Source organism: Seohaeicola zhoushanensis, assembly GCF_014656415.1.
Classification (GTDB): domain Bacteria; phylum Pseudomonadota; class Alphaproteobacteria; order Rhodobacterales; family Rhodobacteraceae; genus Seohaeicola_A; species Seohaeicola_A zhoushanensis.
Window position 1 is genome coordinate 1 of record NZ_BNCJ01000045.1, and the last position, 13116, is coordinate 13116.

At 60.8% G+C, this 13116-nt stretch carries 19 protein-coding genes and 2 pseudogenes; 7 read left to right on the top strand and 14 right to left on the bottom strand.

The genetic code is table 11. The features are described 5' to 3' along the window. Positions 1–22: 22 nt before the first annotated feature. From IE266_RS26115 to IE266_RS26140, 8 genes are all read right to left on the bottom strand, one after another. Positions 23–334: a transglutaminase-like domain-containing protein gene (locus IE266_RS26115; protein WP_229864521.1), complete on the bottom strand. Its 312-nt coding sequence runs from the start codon at positions 332–334 to the stop codon at positions 23–25. Between the two features lie 12 nt (positions 335–346). Then, the gene (locus tag IE266_RS27070; protein ID WP_229864523.1) at positions 347–544 is read right to left on the bottom strand and encodes a hypothetical protein; all 198 of its coding nucleotides are present in this window, start codon (positions 542–544) and stop codon (positions 347–349) included. A 339-nt stretch (positions 545–883) separates the two neighbouring features. Then, the gene (locus tag IE266_RS27075; RefSeq protein ID WP_229864525.1) at positions 884–1087 is read right to left on the bottom strand and encodes a hypothetical protein; all 204 of its coding nucleotides are present in this window, start codon (positions 1085–1087) and stop codon (positions 884–886) included. After that, the gene (locus IE266_RS27080) at positions 1084–1362 is read right to left on the bottom strand and encodes a hypothetical protein (RefSeq protein WP_229864527.1); all 279 of its coding nucleotides are present in this window, start codon (positions 1360–1362) and stop codon (positions 1084–1086) included. Before IE266_RS27080 ends, IE266_RS27075 begins: the two co-directional genes overlap by 4 nt. Positions 1363–1631: 269 nt before the next feature. Then, positions 1632–2720: a protease modulator HflC gene (hflC, locus tag IE266_RS26125; RefSeq protein ID WP_189683082.1), complete on the bottom strand. Its 1089-nt coding sequence runs from the start codon at positions 2718–2720 to the stop codon at positions 1632–1634. Beyond that, entirely contained in the window at positions 2717–3784 is a 1068-nt protein-coding gene (gene hflK / locus IE266_RS26130) for an FtsH protease activity modulator HflK (protein WP_189683083.1), read from the bottom strand. The genes hflC and hflK overlap by 4 nt, the downstream gene beginning before the upstream one ends. Before the next feature lie 107 nt (positions 3785–3891). Further along, the gene (locus IE266_RS26135) at positions 3892–4236 is read right to left on the bottom strand and encodes a hypothetical protein (protein WP_189683084.1); all 345 of its coding nucleotides are present in this window, start codon (positions 4234–4236) and stop codon (positions 3892–3894) included. After that, positions 4233–4547 (bottom strand): hypothetical protein, encoded by a 315-nt coding sequence (locus tag IE266_RS26140; RefSeq protein WP_189683085.1) that lies wholly within the window; start codon positions 4545–4547, stop codon positions 4233–4235. The genes IE266_RS26135 and IE266_RS26140 overlap by 4 nt, the downstream gene beginning before the upstream one ends. A 271-nt stretch (positions 4548–4818) precedes the next feature. Here IE266_RS26140 and IE266_RS26145 point away from each other — a divergent pair, with 271 nt between their 5' ends. Together IE266_RS26145 and IE266_RS26150 are read left to right on the top strand one after the other, a co-directional pair. Then, positions 4819–5013, top strand: coding sequence for a hypothetical protein (locus tag IE266_RS26145; protein ID WP_189683095.1), 195 nt, complete (start codon positions 4819–4821; stop codon positions 5011–5013). Between the two features lie 74 nt (positions 5014–5087). Then, positions 5088–5252 carry a DUF3309 family protein gene (locus IE266_RS26150; protein ID WP_189683086.1) on the top strand — a complete coding sequence of 55 codons (165 nt, stop codon included), beginning with the start codon at positions 5088–5090 and terminating at the stop codon, positions 5250–5252. Positions 5253–5277: 25 nt separating this feature from the next. Here IE266_RS26150 and IE266_RS26155 read toward each other — a convergent pair whose 3' ends face one another. Continuing rightward, positions 5278–6012 (bottom strand): Crp/Fnr family transcriptional regulator, encoded by a 735-nt coding sequence (locus IE266_RS26155; RefSeq protein WP_189683087.1) that lies wholly within the window; start codon positions 6010–6012, stop codon positions 5278–5280. Positions 6013–6178: 166 nt separating this feature from the next. Between IE266_RS26155 and IE266_RS26160 the strand changes: the two genes are divergently transcribed. The 4 genes and pseudogenes from IE266_RS26160 to IE266_RS26175 form a co-directional block, all read left to right on the top strand. Next, positions 6179–6409 (top strand): hypothetical protein, encoded by a 231-nt coding sequence (locus tag IE266_RS26160; protein ID WP_189683088.1) that lies wholly within the window; start codon positions 6179–6181, stop codon positions 6407–6409. Between the two features lie 82 nt (positions 6410–6491). After that, positions 6492–7664, top strand: a complete 1173-nt coding sequence (locus IE266_RS26165) for a fatty acid desaturase (RefSeq protein WP_229864528.1) — start codon at positions 6492–6494, stop codon at positions 7662–7664. Between the two features lie 104 nt (positions 7665–7768). After that, a complete protein-coding gene (gene nhaA / locus IE266_RS26170) occupies positions 7769–9079 on the top strand; it encodes a Na+/H+ antiporter NhaA (protein ID WP_189683089.1) in 1311 nt (436 codons plus the stop codon). Positions 9080–9383: 304 nt separating this feature from the next. Continuing rightward, positions 9384–9731 (top strand): annotated as a pseudogene (locus tag IE266_RS26175) (DUF302 domain-containing protein); the annotation flags it as partial. Here IE266_RS26175 and IE266_RS27320 read toward each other — a convergent pair. From IE266_RS27320 to IE266_RS26190, 4 genes and pseudogenes are all read right to left on the bottom strand, one after another. Then, positions 9684–9800 (bottom strand): annotated as a pseudogene (locus IE266_RS27320) (IS6 family transposase); the annotation flags it as partial. The pseudogenes IE266_RS26175 and IE266_RS27320 overlap by 48 nt on opposite strands. A gap of 77 nt (positions 9801–9877) precedes the next feature. Then, positions 9878–10357 (bottom strand): hypothetical protein, encoded by a 480-nt coding sequence (locus tag IE266_RS26180; RefSeq protein ID WP_189683090.1) that lies wholly within the window; start codon positions 10355–10357, stop codon positions 9878–9880. A gap of 62 nt (positions 10358–10419) precedes the next feature. After that, positions 10420–10725, bottom strand: coding sequence for a hypothetical protein (locus tag IE266_RS26185; RefSeq protein WP_189683091.1), 306 nt, complete (start codon positions 10723–10725; stop codon positions 10420–10422). Positions 10726–11387: 662 nt separating this feature from the next. Continuing rightward, positions 11388–11867 (bottom strand): hypothetical protein, encoded by a 480-nt coding sequence (locus IE266_RS26190; RefSeq protein ID WP_189683092.1) that lies wholly within the window; start codon positions 11865–11867, stop codon positions 11388–11390. A gap of 179 nt (positions 11868–12046) precedes the next feature. Between IE266_RS26190 and IE266_RS26195 the strand changes: the two genes are divergently transcribed. Then, on the top strand, positions 12047–12235 hold the full coding sequence (locus tag IE266_RS26195) for a hypothetical protein (RefSeq protein WP_189682366.1): 189 nt from the start codon (positions 12047–12049) through the stop codon (positions 12233–12235). Between the two features lie 59 nt (positions 12236–12294). Here the strand turns inward: IE266_RS26195 and IE266_RS26200 are convergent, their stop codons facing one another. Continuing rightward, positions 12295–13029 (bottom strand): Crp/Fnr family transcriptional regulator, encoded by a 735-nt coding sequence (locus IE266_RS26200; RefSeq protein WP_189683094.1) that lies wholly within the window; start codon positions 13027–13029, stop codon positions 12295–12297. Positions 13030–13116: the final 87 nt, after the last annotated feature.

Genomic DNA, 13116 nt, shown 5'->3' on the forward strand with positions numbered 1-13116 from the left:
AGCAGGACTCGCACAGCCAGCTTCAACGCGGCAGGAGGGGATCGGCGTGGCGCTTACCCTTCGCCTGCATGTAGTCGAAGCGGACATGTCCATGCACGAAATCACAGATCGCCTGGACGCGGGGCCAACCGGGGTCCGTGGTCTCGAAAAGATGCCACGCCTCCTCCGACAGAATGTCGGTATCGCAATACCGGCTGCCCTGCAGAAAGACGAGGGTCTCGAAAGGCAGATCCTGGACCGCGTGCTGCTGCGCGCCCGGGGAAGCGGGATCGGGCTGGCCCGTGTCGCGGAAGATGCCATCCGTCGACAGGCAGAAATCGCCCGCCGGAGCCACGAGACGCGTACATCAGTTGCCAAAGCCATCCCGGTAGCTTTCAATCGGCACGCTCGGCGACGTCACGAGATAGTCGGCGCGCTCCAGATCGCCAAAGCGGGAGTAGTGCACGTTCAGCAGCGCGATCAGCGGCGTCGGTTGCGGGAAGCTGTATCGCAGACGGCACCCGATGCTGACCCGCTTGCCGGACACACGGCCGCGCCTGGTCATGTCATGATCATCTTGCAAGGATGAGCGTCCGAGGCATCAGGTCAGTGCCATCCTTCGCAAGGACGGGGAAGACGAAGGGCGCGATCAGACCCGCTATAACTGCCGTCCCCGCGATCAGCCTCGCCAGCGGATGTCTCATCGCCGCTTTCTCCTTGGCGGACCGGAGTCCGCCGGTTGCCCCGCGTGTCTTCGATGGCCCAAGCGTGAGCGTTCCGGTCAGCCGTCGAGTTGGCGCGGGCGGTGGCGGGGAGCCCCTGGAATTCGGTCTCGTTGGCATGCCTTCGTTCTCGGCCACCTGGATCGCGAAATCCTGCGGGACTGTCGGATGAGAGCCACCGGTCATCGGGGCGACAACTTGTGCAAGGCAGCAGCGGAAAGAGCATGCTCCTTCTGGCAGTAGTCGCCGCGGAACTTGCCATCGACCTCCACCTCCCAGATGCCGTTCCTTTCGCGCACCTGAACTCCACCGCGCTGCACTGGCCGGTCCATGAAAGACCCCTTTTCTCCTCTGCTTTTCAGCGGCATGGGTTGCTTGTCGGTCATTTCCGGCCCCTTCGCTTGGGCGCGCGCGCTTCTCCGAGGAGCATCACGGCGCGAATGAACTCTTCCGCGTAGTCGTCCGTTTCACGGTGGTCATATTCGTGCCGGGTCAATCTCATCGGCTCTACGAACCGTTCTCGGAGGTGGTCGACGAAACGCGGCTCGGAACGTGCCATGTAAGCGATCAGGGCCTGCAGAATCCGTTCATGGGCCAACACGCGCCGTTCGAGATCGGTCGTCTCTTCGGCCGTTCTGGTAAGATATTTGACTGATGTCATGGCTTGTCATCCTTTACGCTGCGCGGTGCGACGCCGGATGTCTGTCTTCGAGCGTGGGCAGGCAATCCTTCGCCTCGTCGCGATCCAACTCTTGGTATTCACCTGCCAGTCAGGCGAACATCGGGTGCTGACGCAGGTTAGGGGTACGGAAATTAAGTGGGTGTGTCTTGCTCAGAAGCGGACGGAAACCGACCTCGGTGGTCCAGGTGTCATTGACCTGCTTCCCGCTTAATACCCTCTATTCATGCTTGAAACCCTCCACGCTGAACCTATCGGTCTGCTTCGGCCTCCGTCTGTGTCATGATTGGCGTCGCGGGGTCTTGCGCTGGTCGGGCCCTGCCGATTGACGCCACGCCACCGTCGCTTGGAACGCTGTCCGGATCGCGGAGTGGGTCTGCCTCGCCCTGCATGCCGCGCAGGAACTGGAACAGATCGCTGTCCGTCGTCAGGACAAGCGTCGTGTCGTCGGAGATCATGTCGCCGTAAGCCTGCATCGTTCGGGTAAAATCGTAGAATTCGACCGAGACGGCATCGACATTGTAAGCACCCGCATAGATTGCTGCTGCTGCGGCATCGGCGGCACCGCGGATTTCCTCGACGGCGCGATAGGCTTCGGACTGGATCTTGTTCAGATCCCGCACCCTGTTGCCTTGAATACGGGCCGCTTCACCGTTGCCTTCAGACAGGAAGCGTTCGGCGATCTGCCGGCGCTCCGAGATCATGCGGTCATAGATCTTGGGTCGGACGCTTTCGTTGTAGTTTATGCGTTTGAAGCGGATATCGAGAAGCTCGATCCCGAAAACGCGCACCTTTTCCGCCGCCGCCTCGAAGATCTGCCGCTCGACCAGCGCCCGCCCCTTCGTGATGGGAACCAGTGCGCCGATGTCCTGCGCAAGCTCCTGATCCGTCAGAAGCGTGTCCCGAAGCGGTGTCCGGCCCCTGGTCGTGCGCACGATCTCGATGAGTTCGTGCTTGGCGACGGCGTTCCGCGTCTCGCTGCCGAGGATATCATCGAGGCGCGACTGGGCGCTGCGTTCGTCGCGCAGACGCAGAAAGTACTGCAGAGGATCGGTGATCTTCCAGCGCGCGAAGAGATCGACCGAGATATAGAGCTTGTCCATGGTGGGCATGTCCGATGGCGAGCCGTCCCATTCCAGAACCCGGCTGTCGATCCGGTTAACCTCCTGAACGAAGGGGAGTTTCAACTTGAGACCAGCCTCGGTGATCGGCGCGCCGACCGGCTTGCCGAACTGGGTGATGATGGCCTGTTCGACCTCGCCGACCGTGTAGACGGCGGATGACGCAGCAACGACCCCGGCAACCGCGATCCCCGAGGCAATAAGCGCAAGGGTCTTCATGGTTGCTCTCCTGTCTGTCGATCAAGGTTCAAAAGCGGCAGGATGCTTGCCGTGGACCCGTCGACAATGATCTTGGAACCAGTTCCCGGCAGAACATCCTGCAGAGTTTCGATGTAGATCCGGCGCCGGGTCACTTCGGGCGCCAGACGGTATTCCGTCAGGAGAGCCGTGAAGCGTGCCGCATCGCCCTCGGCTTCGTTGATCCGCCTCAGGCGATAGCCATCGGCTTCGCGGATGCGCTGGTCCTTTTCGCCTTCAGCGAGCGGTATGACGCGGTTGTATTCGCGGCGGGCCTCGTTGATGATCCGCTCCTTCTCTTGTTGTGCCTGGTTGACCTCGTTGAACGAGGCCTGAACCGGCTGGGGCGGATTGATGTTCTTCAGCTGCACCTGATCGAAGCTGATGCCCATCGCGTATTTGGTCGCGAGCGCCTGCATCTTCAGCAGGGCTTCGCTTTCGATTTCCTGGCGCCCGACGGTGATCACCTCGTCTACTGTGCGGTCTCCCACGACTTCGCGCATGACGGACTCCGAGACGTAACGCAGGGTCGCGCTCGGCTCACGCACCTCGAACAGAAATTTCCGAGGTTCGGAAATCCGGTACTGGACCACCCACTCCACGAGCGCGGCGTTGAGATCGCCAGTCACCATCTCGGTCTCGCGGCGACCGTCCGTCGGGCTCTGATAGGGATCGGAGGCACCCGGAGTTGTGAACCCGAACTCTTGTTTCAGCTGGCGCTTGACCGGGAGCAATGTGGTCACGTCGATCCCGAACGGGATCTTGAAGTGCAGCCCCGGAGGGATCTCGGCCGCGTACTTCCCGAACCGTTGGACAATCGCAACGGAGTCGCTCGGCACCGTGTAATGTGAGGACCACGCCCCAAACGCCGCAAGCGCAATGGCGGCCCCGATTGCAACACGCTTCACCGGTGGCAGACCGTCCGGCAGGATGTCGTGCATCTGATCCCGGCCCCGCCTGAGAATTGCGTCAACCTCAGGGGGAACGCGGGTCTGCTTGTTTTTCCAAGGTCCGCGATCTTCCGGTCCATTGTCATCAGAAGGCATCGCAAGCTCCTATCTCGGTTTTGGCAAGCGGTACGATGCTTGGCTCGCGCGTTTGACGGTACGACTCGTTGTGCGCCATCACATCGTCGGCTCTGAACAGCACGACCTCAGAGGTCCAGTTCCTTCAGGCAGGCTTGCGCAATATCCCGGTCTGGGGCATCGGTTCCTGGCATCGTCGCCCAGCCGGCTGTCATGAGAGCGTCGCGCCTCTGGTAGGTCGAGGCGGCTCGGATCGTTGCAAGCTTGTCCGCCCGAGCCGGGTCTGACCGCGCCATGTCGAGGCAGACCGGTACCATTGAGGCGACGACATTGTTACGGGACATCGCCACCGCCCGGTCATTCGAAGTGCCGCCGGTCACCCAGCCACCCCATGAAAATCCGACGACGCCGACAAAGACAGCACCGATCACGGCACCATAGATGCCGGGTTTGAGCCATTCGGGAATGTTCATGTTCCATCCTCCTGCGGAGAAAGCGCCGCTTCGCTGTGGTTGTTCATCTCAGTGGGACCTTGATCCCGGCTCAGCGCCTCATTCAGGTCGCGCTCTGATATGGTGTGCAGTTCCATCCAACCCGTCCGATCCCCTCTGTCAGGAACGGTCATATGGGTCGCCGTCCTCTGATACGTTTCGAAACCTTGCCCGCGGAGAAGTTCTTCCTGAATCAGGACTTCGTAGTCCCCGGTCGGAAGTTCGTCCGGAAAATCGGCTAGGCTGAACGGGTGCATGAAAGTCGCCCTCAAACTGGATGAACGCACGCTCATCTCTGGCCTCCACGATTTTGGCAGATCGGTCGCTCGCCACTGTTGACGGCCCATTGGTTTCCGGACCTGACCAGTCGAACGATTTCTCCTTTTGTACTTGGGAAACGTTCGACTTGTGCTGACACATGTTAGTCCCTGGCGCCGCGCGGGTAGAGAACAACCTGGGGAGGTTTGCGGATACTGAACTGTGTAAGGGCGCGGGGACCGACCTGCGCGTACACTTTGGGAAACGGGGATGATCTGCATTCCTGCAACCAAGAATGGAAGCACGATGGCCCAACCCAATGTTCTCAACCCGCACCCGCCCGAGTTCGAACGATTTCTCTACGCGCCGGTCGGCCAAGACCGGAACGGGCATGTCGTGACGGTCCTCTCCATCGGATCAGGCTATCTCTGCTATCAGGAACGCCAAAGCGGCATCTATATCGAGATCAACGAGAAAGGTGTCACCATCGAGGGCAACTGAAGCGCCTCGTACAGACGCAGTCATCAACAGAGCGCATCCCCTATCTGGCGCGTGCAAACAAAGGAGATAACACCATGTCGCTCGGCACAATTCTGGTCGTAATTCTTGTCATTTTTCTGCTCGGCGGTTTCAGCGGGCGCTTCGGGGGCTACGGCTATGGCTTCGGTCATGCCGGGACAGGTGTCCTCGGCACGATCCTCATCATCGTGGTCATCCTGATGCTGCTTGGCCGCATTTGACCTCCGTGCGGTGGTTCCTCAGGCTTCAGGCAAGCAGAGGCCCCGTCTGATCCAGGTATTCCAGATCGAAGTCGGCGAAATCCGTCAACCGGCCATAATCATGAAATGCCACGTGACCGTCACGAAAGGTTACCAGTCCGCTCTCGCGCAGCTGCCGCAGGATGCGGTTCACGTGGACGGCACTCAGTCCTAGAGCATCCGCCAGGTGATACTGCGTCAGCGGGCAGTCGTATCCCTTCTTGCCGCCCATACCCACCAACGCCAGCCTCGACCCCAGCTCTAGCAGGAGATGTGCCATGCGCGCTTCGGCGTCCCGCCGGCCGATCCCGACGAGATGCTCCACGACCATCGCTTCGTCCCTTGACGCTGCCCAGAGGATGGCGGTCGCGAGGCGGGGCGTCTGCGCGAACGCATCGAGTAGATTGCTCGTCAGCACTTCCGCAGCCTCGATGTTCACGATGGGTTCGAAACTATGATCCGACGTGCGCAAAAGAACGCTCCGCAACCCCAGAAAATCCCCCGGTATCTGGAAATCGACGATCTGACGCGTCCCGTCCGCCTGGATCTTGTAGGAACAGACCCAGCCCGACGACAGGATGTAAGCCACCTGGCCCGACTGTCCCTGATGCACCATGTACCGTCCGGCGACGAACGTTCGCCGGCGCCGGTGCAGACGATCGAGCACGCCCAACTCGGCTTCCGACAATGCGACGAACGCGGAAAGCTTGCGGATCAGCGGACTGTGCGCCTCGACGGTCATGCTCTCCCTCGACGGCTGGGTGGGTCAGGTTGATGAATTAGCGAAAACTTCTGGCCCAGCCACTGCTTCAGATCAGTCCATCCTAGCACATTCTCTGCAACAAAGATGCGGATCACCCCGGAGTGCCACACTCGTGCACGCCAGTTCGCAGCGAGGAACGCCCACGATGCCCGACCAGAAAGATCATGCAGGAATGGCGGCCCTGTCGATCTGCGAAGCGCTTCTTCTGGCGATGAACGACCGAAAGCTGCTGCCAGAGCAGGAGATCATAGGAGTTCTCCGCGATGCCGCGGCAACCCACGAGAACGACACCGGCCCGGACGCAGAAATGCGCCGAGCGGTTGCGGCTCTCATCAACCACATTATCGCCGGCGGAAACTCCGTGCGCAGGCCTTGACCCAACACGTTCCTCCACCGAGGACCCCAGATTGCCTTCCCCATTGCCCCACCCGCTGCTTAAATCGCCCGACGATCAGGACATGGCTCCCCGCAACGACGGGCGCGAGGACAACGTGCGACCCACCCGTTGGGATGACGAACGGCGTCCGGGCGCATCGCCGGGTCAAACCCACGGGCCAGAGGGTCCATCCGCGGCGGCCTCCCCTGACGCGGGCAACTCCTCGCTTGCGACGGTTCCCGCGCAGGACAGCACGCACCTACGCGCGTCGGACTGGACGAGGAAGCTGGCGAGATATCGCCAGCCGCGGCCCTCCCGAAGCGTTTTCGAGCTTGCCTTCACGCTCGTGCCCTTCGTCACGATCTGGGCGGTGGCGTGGCGGATGCTGTCGATCAGTGCCGTATTGGCAATGGTCCTTGCGTTGGCGAACGCGGCCTTCCTCGTCCGACTGTTCATGATCCAGCACGATTGCGGGCACGGATCGTTGTTTCGCAACCGGCGCCTCTGCGACTGGATCGGCCGGGGGATCGGCGTCCTCACGCTTACACCCTACGACGTCTGGCGCCGGACCCACGCGATCCACCATGCCGCGACCGGGAATCTCGACCGCAGGGGCGTCGGAGACATCCCGACCTTGACGGTGACTGAATATCGGCAGAAGCGATGGCTCGGCCGGGCACTCTACCGCCTGCTTCGCAATCCGGTCTTTCTGTTCGGGGTGGTTCCGTTCTATACCTTTTTCCTGCAGAACCGTCTGCCTGTTCACCTGATGAGCTCCGGCTGGCACTACTGGCTGAGCGCGATGGCGACGAATGCCGCCATTGGCCTCGTCCTCGGCGTAATCGTCTGGCTGGGCGGCTGGGACGTGCTTCTGTTCGTGTTCCTGCCCACCATGCTCCTGGCTGCCATAGCCGGCATGTGGTTCTTTTACGTCCAGCACCAGTTCGAGGAGACCAGCTGGCAGCACGAGGACGCGTGGAACGTGCAGGAGGCGGCCCTTCACGGCAGTTCGCACTACGACCTTCCCGGCATCCTACGCTGGATCACCGGCAATATCGGTGTCCACCACGTCCATCATCTGGCCAGCCGGATCCCGTTCTACCGGTTGCCCGAGGTTATCGCGGATCACGCGACCCTCGCAGGGACGAGCCGCATCACGCTGTGGGAGAGTTTCCGCTGCGCAAGGTTGCACCTTTGGGACGAGAAGCACCGGAGACTTCTTTCATTCGCGGAGGCCCGGACGCTTGCTGCCTGAGCCGTCCGGGACGCGGCTGAGGCGCCGGTAACTGCTTCTCGTGGTCAACGCATCCGCATTGCGACGGCATAGCCTCTCACGACCCGAAAAGGTATGCTTTTCCCGTGATCGATACTCATCAAAGCCTGCCCCATGAGGCCGCCGACCGTATAACGAAACCATTCGCACGCTTCCTGAAGATCGAAGCGGCAGCTGGTGGGCTCCTGCTCGCGGCTGTTCTGCTGGCTTTGGGACTGGCCAACTCGCCGTGGCAAGACGGTTTTCTTCGTTTCTGGGAGACCCCCATCGGTCTCACATTCGGCTCGTTGGATTTCACCCGCTCTCTGCGGCACTGGATCAACGACAGTCTGATGACCCTTTTCTTCTTCGTGCTTTCTCTGGAACTCAAGCGCGAGTTGGTTCTGGGCGAATTGCGAAACACTCGACAGGCCGCCCTGCCGTTCGCAGGCGCCTTGGGTGGCATGGTCGTGCCGGTCTCTCTGTATCTTGTGTTGATGTCCGGGCAACCCGGCATGCACGGCTGGGGAACCGTGATGGCGACCGATACGGCCTTCGTGATCGGGTGCCTCGCGCTCTTCGGGAGCCGGATCCCGCCCACCTTGCGATTGTTCCTGCTGTCTTTGGCCATCTTTGACGACGTCGGTGCAATCCTTGTAGTCGCCTTCGGTTACGGTGAGGCGTTGAACTGGTCAGCTCTCGGATTGGGCTTTCTGGGGATTTGTATCGTCGCAGGCGCATCGCGACTCGGGATCAGAAGCGTACCGGTCTATTTCCTTCTGGGAGCGGCAGTCTGGTTATGCTTCGATGCTTCCGGCGTACACGCGACCATTGCAGGTGTCATTCTGGGCCTGATGGCGCCAACGCGCATATGGGTGAGCGATGCCCGCCTGCGTGAGATCCTTGGGCGAGTACTCGCCGTTCCGACGGGCGATCGTCGACAAGGAGATGCCGCAAGCCACCGCGACCTGCGTCAGGCCGGCAGAGCGGTCACTGAGTCGCTCTCCCCAGTCGAACGGCTCGAGATGATGCTGCACCCCTGGGTCGGCTTTGCAATCATGCCGATCTTCGCACTGGCAAATGCCGGCATCACGGTTCAGGGTGTCGATTTCGCACAACCGATCTCGCTGGCGATCATTGTCGGCCTGGTGTTGGGAAAATCGATCGGTGTCTTCGGGTTCAGCTGGATTGCTGTCCGATCTGGCTTGGCACTACTCGCGCCGGGTTTGTCGTGGCCTTTCATTCTGGCCGGTTCTTTTCTGACGGGAATCGGTTTCACGATGTCGCTGTTCATCGCCGGACTCGCATTCCACAGTTCCGTCCTGAATGCGGCAAAGTTGGGTATTCTCGGCGGAGCGGCGCTCTCGGCGATACTCGGCATCTCGCTGCTGATTTGGCTCACATTGCGAAGGAGGTGACGAAAACACACAGCCGGTGCGCTGCGCGACCTCCTTCATGTAACTTCACTGTCCATCGTCGATGTTGACGCCGATCAGTTCTGAGATGCTTTGCTGCCCAATGTTGCTGCAACAGCCGACGACGGAGCACAACGTGCAGCAACTGCCCGTAAAGAAGGGAACACGAATTGGAACGACATGGGCTCCGGAATGGGTTTCGGGGTGGGGGTTGACTGGCTATTCGGCCTGTTAATCCTCGTCCTGGTGGTTTTGGCCATAGCAGCGCTGAGCAAATATCTTCGGGAATAGGAAAAAGGACTTCGCAATTTACACGATCAATCGCGTGATCTTCGGCGCAGGTATCGACGACATTGACTCTCGCGCGCGCAAGGCGCTGGCGGATCAGGGTTTCGGCGTTCTGACCGAAATCGACGTCAAGGCGACGATGAAGAAGAAGCTCGATGTCGAGATGCCGGCCTATCGCATCCTCAGCGCCTGCAACCCGAAGATGGCCTATCAGGCCATTGGGATCGAGCCGCGCGTGGGTGCGATGCTGCCCTGCAACGTCATCCTGCGCGAGGTGGGGGGCGGTGTGGAAGTCAGCGCCATCGATCCGGTGGCTTCGATGCAGGCGATCGAGAACGCCGAGCTGACGGCCGTTGCGGGCGATGTACATCATGACCGCCAGCCGGATGATCTCGGGCGACGTCTTGAAGTAGCGGAACGGGGAGCGCTGGGTCATGGCCAAAGGCTACCCAGCCCATCCCTCCACCTCAAGTCAGGTTCCCTTGACAGCACCGCCCGGACGGTTACGGTATTTCAACGCAGCGATAGTTTTAGCAGCGCCGCGGCTGCGATGGCGGGTTCCTTCTGGAGGAAGTCGCCGTAGAATTTGCCATCTAGCTTGACTTCCCAGATGCCACTTCTCTCGCGCATCTGAACCCGATCCCTCTGTACCATTTGCTCCGCGGAGGGTTTCCGGCCACCTTCGCCTTGTGTCGGAGCCGGTTGTTCAACGGGCATATCGAGCGGCTTGGGTTGCGGCGCGCGTGTCTCGCCAAGGAGAATTACGGCCCGCATGAACTCTTCCGCGTAATCGTCGGTTTCGCGGTAATCGTGTTCGTGCCGCGACATTTTCATCGGCTCCACGAAACGTTCTTTTAAGTGGTCGACGAACCGCGGCTCAGAGCGGGCAATGTAGGCGATCAACGCCTGCAAGATCCTTTCATGGGCCAGTACCCGCCGCTCAAGATCGGTTGTCTCTGCGGGTGTCCCGGAAAGCTTTTCGACTGTTGTCATGGCTGCGCTTCCCTCGCGTCGCGAGGGGGCGCTCTTGATCCATTCGGGAGTTGTCATTGTAATTACCCCTGCCGAGTGAGTACCGCGTCGCTATGAATGTTCGTTTTGCTTGTCGTCAGATCCTGGTTCAGCGCCTCATTCAGGGCGCTGTCGGATATCGCGCGCAACTCGGTGCGTCCGGCATGACTGCCTCTTCCGCGCACCTCCAGGTAGGTCGCCGTCCGCCGATAGGCCTCGAAGCTTAACCCCTGGATCAGCTCTTCTTCGACAAGAACTTCGTAGTCTCCCGCGGGCAATTCGCCCGGATACTCCGGCAAGTTGAACGGGTGTGAAAACGTCACCGTCGATCGGGTTGAACGCATGTCCATCTAGTAGCTCCGTGACGCAGGCAGATCCTTCGCCCGACCTTTCAGCAGGCCGTCCGAATTGCAGACCTCAACTGTCGAACGATTTCTTCCCTTGTACGATGGAATGTCCGGACTGGCGCTGACACATGTTAGTCCCGCGTAAAGAATGGGCTGCGAGCGCCCTGGGCCGCGTTCGCGCACTGACCTGGGTAAGGGCGCCAGAACTGGAGCTCGCGTACATTCCAGGGCCCAGGGACAATTTGCGTCCCCTCCAGGAAGGATTGGAAAGAAGATGCCCGAAAGCCTCAGCCAGGTGTCGTCCTCGTTGATATAGGTCGAGGTGCAGAGGGCCTTGTAGATCGGCACGCCGGCCTTCTCTGCCGAGACGAAGTAGGTCAGAATGGCGATGTCGCCACAGCACATCACGCGCCGTTCGGACAAAAGTACCGACCGTCAGCCGGTCCTCTGTCGAAGATGAACCCAGATCTGGTCTCCCTGGAGGATCCCGGGCGGATAGGGAAAGACCATGACGGCGTTGGTCGCCGTCGTCGCCCGCGCACTGTCCGCGCCGCTGGTCCAGAAGTGTTCCTCGATGCCCCACAAAACCTCCTGTTCGCTTTGCGATAGCGTCCCGGAGGTGCGGGCTGCATGATGGCGTGTCCCGGCAGTCCCGCTTGAAACGGTCATTCGCCTGGCCCCGCCCCGCCAAATAAGAGTGTCTGAAAAAGCAACAGCATGATCGCGAGCACGGCCCAGACCGCTCCGCTTGTGTCGGAACGGCGGTCGGCGACCGTCAAGGCGGCTCGCTTCAGGGTGGCCGACATTCGGGCTTCGGGAAGCAGGTGGCTCAGGTCTTGTGCGACCCTGCCGTGATCGCTTGCAAGCGCGGGAACATCCCGAAACCCCGCAAGCAGCGTTCCCAGCCGAGCGCGGGCGGCTTCGTGCCCCAGCGCGACCAGTTCAGCGGTCTCCTTCCATGGATCGAGGCCCAGCCGTGCAAGCGTTGAAAGGACCGTCACGACGTAACCGTTCCTGTCTTCGCCGACCGAAGCATAGAGAAATCGCTCGAATTCGCGCGGGTGCGGGTTGAGAATACCGGGTTCCCACCAGCAAACCGCGGTCACTTGAATGCCGAAGCGCCATTCGGTCCGCTGCAGGGGCAAGGGCTAACCTGCGTCAGTGCCACATGGTAGCGGCATCGGCTATGCAGGACCTGCCCACTGAATGTTTGGTGGCGCAATTTTCCGATTACCCGAGACGCGTGTGGGCATGCCTACCCTTAACAAGGTGGGCATGTCGGCGCGCGTCTTATTCTCGGAACGTCCAGGAAAGGACAAAGCCAATGACTCCCGAACAGAAAAAGACTGCCGAGAAGATGACGACCGTGAAGGCCGCATGGGACAAGGCGCCCGCCGGCCCGAAGAAGGATGCGGCGCTCAAACACTACCAGGCCGCCGAGAAGGCGAATACGGCGCGGAACGACGCCGAGACGAACAAGGAACTGGATGCGGCGACCCACGCCCTTGCGTGATCTCCAGCGTCTGACCTGATCACCGGGGCCGTCTGCCGAGCAAAGGAGGGCGGCCCTCGCTATTTCAGGAGAGGTCCGGTCTGATCCAGATATGCCGGATCGAAGTCGGCAAGGCTCACCAGCCCGCGATGGTCGTGAAAAGTCACGTGGCCGTCCCGAAAGGTTACCAGTCCGCTCTCGCGCAGTTGCCGCAGGATGCGGTTTATATGGACCGCGCTCAAACCCAGCGTATCGGCGAGATGGTACTGCGTCAGCGGACAGTCGAACCCTTCCTTGCTGCCTATGCCGACCAGTGCAAGCCTCGATCCGAGTTCCAGCAGGAAATGCGCCATGCGGGCTTCCGCGTCACGCCTGCCGATCCCCACGAGATGTTCCACCACCATGGCCTCGTCCCTCGACGCAGCCCAGAGTACGGCGGTCGCAAGGCGCGGCGTCTGCACGAACGCATCGAGAAGATCGCTTGTCAGCACTTCGGCAGCCTCGATGTCGACAACGGGTTCAAAGCTGTGGTCCGACGTGCGCAAGAGGACACTGCGCAGTCCCAGAAAATCCCCCGGCACCTGAAAATCCACGATCTGCCGCGTGCCGTCGGCCTGCAGCTTGTAGGAACAGACCCAACCGGCGGAAAGAATATACGCGGCCTGAGCCGACTGGCCCTGATGCACGATGTCACGCCCCGCGACGAAGGTGCGGCGACGTTGGTGCAGTCGTTCAAGCACGGCCAGTTCGACGTCCGACAAAGCGACGAAGGCCGAAAGCTTACGCGTCAGGGGACTGTATTCAGCTGATGTCATGGGACTTCCCGGTGTGTCACGACCCAAGAGGGTGACGTCCCGGTGCGTGGTGTAGCTGTCGGTGGCCATCGGGTTTCTCGGTAGGGT

What these genes read in the sequence shown, in the direction of transcription:
- hflC (WP_189683082.1), bottom strand. Translation starts at nt 2,720, where the DNA reads ATGAAGACCCTTGCGCTTATTGCCTCGGGGATCGCGGTTGCCGGGGTC.
- IE266_RS26165 (WP_229864528.1), top strand. Translation starts at nt 6,492, where the DNA reads ATGGCTCCCCGCAACGACGGGCGCGAGGACAACGTGCGACCCACCCGT.
- IE266_RS26160 (WP_189683088.1), top strand. Translation starts at nt 6,179, where the DNA reads ATGCCCGACCAGAAAGATCATGCAGGAATGGCGGCCCTGTCGATCTGC.
- IE266_RS27075 (WP_229864525.1), bottom strand. Translation starts at nt 1,087, where the DNA reads ATGACCGACAAGCAACCCATGCCGCTGAAAAGCAGAGGAGAAAAGGGG.
- IE266_RS26155 (WP_189683087.1), bottom strand. Translation starts at nt 6,012, where the DNA reads ATGACCGTCGAGGCGCACAGTCCGCTGATCCGCAAGCTTTCCGCGTTC.
- IE266_RS27080 (WP_229864527.1), bottom strand. Translation starts at nt 1,362, where the DNA reads ATGACATCAGTCAAATATCTTACCAGAACGGCCGAAGAGACGACCGAT.
- hflK (WP_189683083.1), bottom strand. Translation starts at nt 3,784, where the DNA reads ATGCCTTCTGATGACAATGGACCGGAAGATCGCGGACCTTGGAAAAAC.
- IE266_RS26200 (WP_189683094.1), bottom strand. Translation starts at nt 13,029, where the DNA reads ATGACATCAGCTGAATACAGTCCCCTGACGCGTAAGCTTTCGGCCTTC.
- IE266_RS26195 (WP_189682366.1), top strand. Translation starts at nt 12,047, where the DNA reads ATGACTCCCGAACAGAAAAAGACTGCCGAGAAGATGACGACCGTGAAG.
- IE266_RS26150 (WP_189683086.1), top strand. Translation starts at nt 5,088, where the DNA reads ATGTCGCTCGGCACAATTCTGGTCGTAATTCTTGTCATTTTTCTGCTC.
- IE266_RS26180 (WP_189683090.1), bottom strand. Translation starts at nt 10,357, where the DNA reads ATGACAACAGTCGAAAAGCTTTCCGGGACACCCGCAGAGACAACCGAT.
- IE266_RS26135 (WP_189683084.1), bottom strand. Translation starts at nt 4,236, where the DNA reads ATGAACATTCCCGAATGGCTCAAACCCGGCATCTATGGTGCCGTGATC.
- IE266_RS26140 (WP_189683085.1), bottom strand. Translation starts at nt 4,547, where the DNA reads ATGAGCGTGCGTTCATCCAGTTTGAGGGCGACTTTCATGCACCCGTTC.
- IE266_RS26185 (WP_189683091.1), bottom strand. Translation starts at nt 10,725, where the DNA reads ATGGACATGCGTTCAACCCGATCGACGGTGACGTTTTCACACCCGTTC.
- IE266_RS26145 (WP_189683095.1), top strand. Translation starts at nt 4,819, where the DNA reads ATGGCCCAACCCAATGTTCTCAACCCGCACCCGCCCGAGTTCGAACGA.
- IE266_RS27070 (WP_229864523.1), bottom strand. Translation starts at nt 544, where the DNA reads ATGACCAGGCGCGGCCGTGTGTCCGGCAAGCGGGTCAGCATCGGGTGC.